This window comes from Okeania sp. SIO2F4 (assembly GCF_010672385.1).
Classification (GTDB): Bacteria; Cyanobacteriota; Cyanobacteriia; order Cyanobacteriales; family Microcoleaceae; genus Trichodesmium.
On the sequence record NZ_JAAHGT010000576.1, the window covers coordinates 1 to 6,217 of the forward strand.

The 6,217-nt window shown below is 39.6% G+C and carries 5 protein-coding genes and 2 pseudogenes; 5 read left to right on the forward strand and 2 right to left on the reverse strand.

The genetic code is table 11. The features are described 5' to 3' along the window. The 4 genes and pseudogenes from F6K22_RS27835 to F6K22_RS27850 all read left to right on the forward strand — a co-directional run. A partial coding sequence (locus F6K22_RS27835) for a DUF4437 domain-containing protein (protein ID WP_293105575.1) occupies positions 1 to 404 on the forward strand: 404 nt, incomplete at its 5' end. A gap of 101 nt (positions 405 to 505) precedes the next feature. After that, on the forward strand, positions 506 to 1,522 hold the full coding sequence (locus F6K22_RS27840; protein WP_293105577.1) for a zinc-binding alcohol dehydrogenase family protein: 1,017 nt from the start codon (positions 506 to 508) through the stop codon (positions 1,520 to 1,522). 149 nt (positions 1,523 to 1,671) lie between these two features. Continuing rightward, a pseudogene (locus F6K22_RS43170) lies at positions 1,672 to 1,845 on the forward strand (putative quinol monooxygenase); the annotation flags it as partial. Positions 1,846 to 2,707: 862 nt separating this feature from the next. Then, the gene (locus F6K22_RS27850; protein WP_293105582.1) at positions 2,708 to 3,508 is read left to right on the forward strand and encodes a glycine betaine ABC transporter substrate-binding protein; all 801 of its coding nucleotides are present in this window, start codon (positions 2,708 to 2,710) and stop codon (positions 3,506 to 3,508) included. A gap of 126 nt (positions 3,509 to 3,634) precedes the next feature. Here F6K22_RS27850 and F6K22_RS42525 read toward each other — a convergent pair. Beyond that, positions 3,635 to 4,720: pseudogene (locus F6K22_RS42525) on the reverse strand (RNA-guided endonuclease InsQ/TnpB family protein). 400 nt (positions 4,721 to 5,120) lie between these two features. On the opposite strand from F6K22_RS42525, the gene F6K22_RS27865 reads away from it, so the two are divergent. Then, positions 5,121 to 5,810, forward strand: a complete 690-nt coding sequence (locus F6K22_RS27865) for a phosphorylase family protein (protein WP_293105587.1) — start codon at positions 5,121 to 5,123, stop codon at positions 5,808 to 5,810. On the opposite strand, the gene F6K22_RS27870 is transcribed toward F6K22_RS27865, so the two are convergent. After that, a partial coding sequence (locus tag F6K22_RS27870; protein WP_293105590.1) for a Crp/Fnr family transcriptional regulator occupies positions 5,800 to 6,217 on the reverse strand: 418 nt, incomplete at its 5' end. The genes F6K22_RS27865 and F6K22_RS27870 overlap by 11 nt on opposite strands.

Here is a 6,217-nt window from a genome sequence, read left to right on the forward strand (position 1 = left end):
ATAATGGAGAAAGGCCAATCAACGTCGATAAATCAAACTTTGTTTGGCTGGACGCATCAAACATTGTTTGGCTCGATCAGCCCGGAATGCCACCCTCTGCTAATGGACCAAAGGTAGCTTTTCTTTGGGGCAAGCCGCAGGAGGGTGAGTTAAATGGGACTCTTGTCAAGCTACCGACTGGGTTTACCGGAAATATCCATAGCCAGGGCTCGACATTCCGTGCTGTAGTTATCGAGGGTAAACCTAAGTACCGAGTGCCGGGCGAGACTGACGTCAAGACCATGGAGCCCGGCAGTTATTTCGGCTCGAACGGAGAGTCGATGCATCAGGTATCGTGCGAAGTGGGAGAGGAGTGCATCATGTATGTGCGCATGGAGGGCAAGTTTGATGTCGTTCCAGCGTAGTCCAAGAAGTAACCGCGCCCGATTTTCGATAGCAGGTGCAAAGGAAGAAGGAGGTTGTCTAAGCATAAGCTAATAATATTTAAAATTTGGAGGTGAAAACTATGAAGGCAGTAGGTTTAACTCAATATTTACCCATTGACAACGAAAATAGTTTATTAGACGTTGAAATCCCTAAACCCACAGCCAAAGGCAAAGATTTACTGGTACAGGTTAAAGCTATTTCTGTTAACCCAGTAGATACTAAAATCCGTGCACCAAAAGAAAAGATTGAATCCGAACCCCGTATTCTTGGTTGGGATGCAACTGGTATAGTGGTAGAAGTTGGACCAGAAGTAACAGAATTTCAAGCTGGAGACGAGGTTTATTATGCAGGAGATATTACTCGTCCTGGTAGCAACAGCGAATTTCATCTAGTGGATGCCAGAATTGTTGCTCGCAAACCTCAGAATTTAGATTTTGCCCATGCAGCAGCTTTTCCTCTTACTGGTATCACTGCTTGGGAAGCTCTGTTTGAAAGATTAAATATCAATCGAAAAGGAGCAGATGCAGGCAAATCAATTTTAATTATTAATGGTGCAGGAGGAGTTGGCTCTATTGCCATTCAACTAGGGAAACTAGCCAAACTTAATGTTATTGCTACAGCTTCTCGTCCAGAAACTATCGCTTGGTGTCAAAAACTTGGTGCTGATGAAGTGGTTAATCATCGAAATAATCTAGCACAAGAGATTAAGCAAGTTGGTTATCAAAATGTCGATTATATTCTTTGCTGGAACGATACTGATGGTCACTGGCAAGCTATGAATGAAGCGATCGCTCCCCAAGGCACAATCTGTTCGATTGTGGAAAATGAAGGCGCGCTAGATATGGATACTTTAAAGAGTAAGAGTGCTGGCTTTGTTTGGGAATTTATGTTTACTCGTTCGATGTATCAAACAGAAGATATGGCAGAGCAAGGTAATTTACTTAATCAGTTGAGTAAACTGATCGAAGATGGTGTAATTATTACAACTTGCAATGAGGTAGTCAAACCGATCGACGCTAAAAACTTACGGGATGTTCATCAACGTATCGAGAAGGGTAGAACTATTGGAAAAATTGTTCTAGCTGAATGGAATTAATCTTTAAAGAAGCGGTCAGTGCTAAGTAGTAATCAGTCGGATTATTTTTTTAAACGTTTAGAAAGGAATTTTAACCTAGTAGGGGTGAATGGCCATTCGCCCCTACTAGCTGATAGCTAGTTAACAACTTAGAAAAAAAGGAGAAAATCATGTCTAAACTAACTATTGTTGCGAATGTTAAAGCCAAATCAGACAAAATAGATCTTGTCAAAGCAGAACTTCTCAAGCTTATTGATATTACACGTGCTGAAAAGGGCTGTCTGCAATACGATTTACATCAGGACAATGAAAATCCTGCTCATTTCTTATTTTATGAGAACTGGGAATCTCGCGAACTTTGGCAGACGCATATGAACAATCAGCACTTGAAGGATTATATGGCTGCGACTGAGGGAGCTGTTGAAGAGTTTACCCTCAATGAAATGACCTATATTGCCTAAAATATTTAAAGCAAAGTCTGGGGAGTGTGCGAAGTGTGGCGAGGTTGGGGAGATTCAATCTTGTCTGCTCATGCATACCAACTTTTTGCAGCTCTAGCAATTGAAAAACTTGTACTTTTTTGACTCCATAAAGGCTTTATACCATGTCCGGATAATTAGTGATAAAAAAACTTCTTTCTCCTGATACATTCTTTTCTCCTGTCTCCTGTCTCCTGACTCCTGTCTCCTCCCGAATTATTTATAACTGTTCATCCGGACATGATATTAGCCTCTATTTTTAATTGCTTTGAGGCTTCATTAGCTAGCCATAAACAAATTAGAAAATTGACTTTGGGTATGATAACAAAACTAAATTCGTCTTGTTATCTCCCAAACTCTTTAAAGGGCTTCACTAAAGTATTGTTTTTGAGAATTTGACATCCTCCCGACGCTGCACTTGCGTGACAGCGCGGGATTCCCTAACATCGCTGATAGGGGCTTTCTGCTGCCTCTTGCAGAGGAGCTGCGCTAACATAGCACCTGCCTCCGAGGCCGAACCTCTTTCCGGTCTTACGGTCACTCCACAGACAAGACAGCGCGGTCTTGGGGGTCTCCCCCATGAGCGACTGGCGCTGACACTGCTAGCCCAGCAGCCTTATTTTTATACCATAGCATACTATTGTAAATACCGCAATATTGATTGCTTTTCCCATGCGACGCTCCCGTTCCGGAGAGCGCGGGTCTTCAACCAACGTTGAGATAAATTATGTCAAAAAAAATCGCTATTGGTGTTACCAATCTATCTTTCCATCGTGTTACGGCTTCCTTAATTGCTAACGTTTTAAACAGTATGGGGTTTGAGGTAAACCGAATTTACTCACCTCATCAAGACAACTTTAAAAAACTGAAAGCAGGAGAAGTAGATGTATTAGCCTCCGCTTGGTTGCCATCCAGCCATGGTGTTTATAAAACTGATGTTGAAGAAGTTGCACCTCTTATTGAGTTGGGGCTTCATTATGAGCCTTACGCATTATGGGGTGTACCCGATTGTGTACCTTTTGAAGAAGTGGCAGATGTCTCTGACCTACTGAAACCTAATGTTGTTCAAAAAATGAAATCGAATATTCAAGGGATTAATGCAGGAGCTGGAATCACTCGTTTTTCGATTGCTATGATGGAAGAATATGCTCTAACCGCAGCAGGCTATAGGTTTCTTACTGGTACTGAAGAGGATTGTTTCGGCGCATTTGAACATGCAGTAGAAAATAAAGAATGGATTGTTGTTCCTTTGTGGAAACCCCAGTTTTTACACTATAATTATAACATTCGCGAATTAACAGAACCTAAAGGACTTCTTGGAACTATTGACAGAGCTGTTCTTCTCTTAAGACAAGATAAAGCATCGTTGTTCACAAAAGAAGAACTCCACACTTTAGATAAACTCGGCTTTTCAAATGACATCATTGCAGAACTTGACTACAAGGTTAGTCGATGTAATGAGTCACTAGATGAAGTAACCCGAAATTGGTTAACATCACATGGAGCAAAAAAGGGCTTTCTTCCATGAAGTTTGCGAATCGCAGATTACTGCTCTATAAAACTGATACAAAGCGTCACATAAAGTGAGAACCTGCTGTTTACTTCCTGCTGTACGGACGTTGCATGCAACGTCCCTAAGGCCGTCGGCGGTTACTCATCCACAGGCATTCACGATCAAGCCGATCGCATCTCTCAAATTGATACTGGCGTTTAAATCTCTGTCTATTGACAACCCACATTCTGGGCAATCATAAGTCCTCAGATTTAACGGCATATCTTGGACGTGACCACAGTTTGAGCAAGTCTTTGACGATGGGAAAAATCTTTCAACTACGACTAACTCCGAACCGTACCATTGGCACTTATATTCTAGCTGTCGCCTGAATTCGTAAAATCACTATCTGCTAACTGATTTTTGCCAGCTTATGATTGGCTAACATACCCCTGACATTCAAATCTTCTATGACAACAACGCTGTGGTTTTTAGCTAGATATGTTGTCAATTTATGAAGCACATCTTTACGGATATTAGCTACCTTTGTGTGTAGCTTGGCAATTTTAAGTTGCGCTGCCCTCCAGTTAGCAGAACCAATATTTTTATTGCGGTTAAGGTATTGTAAATTAGAGAGCTTGTTTTCAAATTTCTTGTAAGATTTAGCACCAGGGAAAACCACTTCCGTGCTTAAAGTCGCTAAAGTTTTCACACCTAAATCAACACCCACAACTTCAGTAGTCTTTGGAGTTGAAACTGGAGTAAATTCATAGCTACAGCTAATGTACCAATCACCTGCCTGTCTACTAATGGTTATTTTTTGAGTAGTGGCTTCAATTGGCTCATAAGTTTTGACGATACCAATAAAAGGTAATTTATGACACCAACCGTTTAATTCTATTGGTTTGCCAGAATTATCAATTGTGAATGAATCAGACCTACCTTTCTTTTTAAACCTTGGATATTTACAAGGGCCCTTGAAAGAACCTCTTAAATGCTTCACCCAAGTTTCGGAAAGCATACTGATAAACTTTAGATGACAAGTTTTTCATCCAAGGATATAAAGGCTTTGTATGGTTAGTAAAAACTTCTCTAAGCTTACGAGGGTTTGGCTTATAACCATCCCTGTAAGCAGCATTCCATAAACTTAAACCCCAGTTATAAACCCCAGAGCGAATAACCTGCGTGTTGGGTAAGGAGCGCTTTTTGCTTATTATTTAACTTGAGCTTGGTTCTAATGGACTTCATATATGGGTGATATCGGTCTGCCTAATAGTAGGCTTTGTAACTTATTATATCGTTATTCTTTGATTAAGTCAATACTCCCATGAAAGGGGGAAATTAGACGTGTAGTTGATAACTCTTGGGCTTACCATTCTGTATTATCGGATATCAAATTATTCAGATATGCAACTAAGATATCCAAAAGCTTAGAGTTATTTTAAACTTTCACCTGTAATAGAATAGACATAGGCGTGAAAAAGATATAGATTTTTTGTGGCTAGTAGGGAACAGGGCACACTTAACTGGGAACAGGGTATATCTTTTCACGAAAAAGATACGAAAAATGATTTCGGATAGTGAATTTTACAACTCTAGCTTGTCTTAAATAAAGAGCAAGTTTATTTTCTGGAGAGGTCTAATAGAAATGATTGATACAATTTTAGTTGTTCAAGGACAGGAATTCAAGTCTGTAAAACGTGGTCTTAGCTGTAGTTTATCTGTACCTCCAAAATTGTTACCTCTACCAATAGGGGTTACATCTGTTAGTCGCTATTTACATCAATGCCAAGAAAAACATGATTTTTCTTCTCAGCAACTATCAACAGTATTGGTAATGGGATTATGCGGTAGTCTCTCTAGTCAATATCAACCTGGAGATGTGGTTATTTATGATGAGTGTGTTTTATTTGATGACTCTCAGTTGCTTCGGCAAAAGTGCAATGAGGTTTTAACTAGCAAGTTGCAAACGCATTTACAAGAAAAAGCATCTCTGGTAAGAGGTTTAACTAGCGATCGCTTCATCTACAAAGCGGAGGAAAAACAACTACTGGGAAAAAATACTGGTGCAGAAGTAGTAGATATGGAAGGTTTTGCTATTCTCAATTTTTTTGCTAAATTATCTATTTCGGTAGCGATGGTGAGGGTTATTAGCGATGACTGTCACTATGACCTTCCCGATCTCTCTTCTGCTATAACATCATCTGGAAATTTACTACCTTTACCATTAGCGATCGCTATGTTTCGACAACCAATTGCTGCTTTGCAACTTATTCGAGGTTCGAGCAAAGGATTAAAAGTATTGCAGGAGGTAACAAGTTGTCTTTTTAGTGATTAAAAAGAATTAAACAGTTACTCTGTGACCACCCAATTTTATTTTCCTGTTCAAACTGATTTAGTAATCGCGTTATTGTTACGCGACTGGTACTAATAATGTCAGCTAGTTCTTGATGAGTTAAGCGAATATCAAGTATTTGCCCTTCTGGCAGTTGATTCCCAAATCGGTCTGCTAACCATTTTAATAATCTCAGCAGTCGTAATTTGATTTTTCTAGAATGAATAATTCTTAATAGTTCTTGAGTTCTTTGAATGTGAGAAAGCATTACTTCTTGAGCATAAAAATAACCCCTTGGTAAAATACTTGCCTCCACAATAGTTAAACATTCAACTTGATAAGGATAAGAAGGAAATAGAGGTTGACCAACAATATCTCCTTGACCCCAAAATCCTAGAGTAATTGTATTA

Bases quoted from the DNA above. Each gene is read 5' to 3' on its own strand.
- F6K22_RS27865 (WP_293105587.1), top strand. From the start codon at position 5,121: ATGATTGATACAATTTTAGTTGTTCAAGGACAGGAATTCAAGTCTGTA.
- F6K22_RS27850 (WP_293105582.1), top strand. From the start codon at position 2,708: ATGTCAAAAAAAATCGCTATTGGTGTTACCAATCTATCTTTCCATCGT.
- F6K22_RS27840 (WP_293105577.1), top strand. From the start codon at position 506: ATGAAGGCAGTAGGTTTAACTCAATATTTACCCATTGACAACGAAAAT.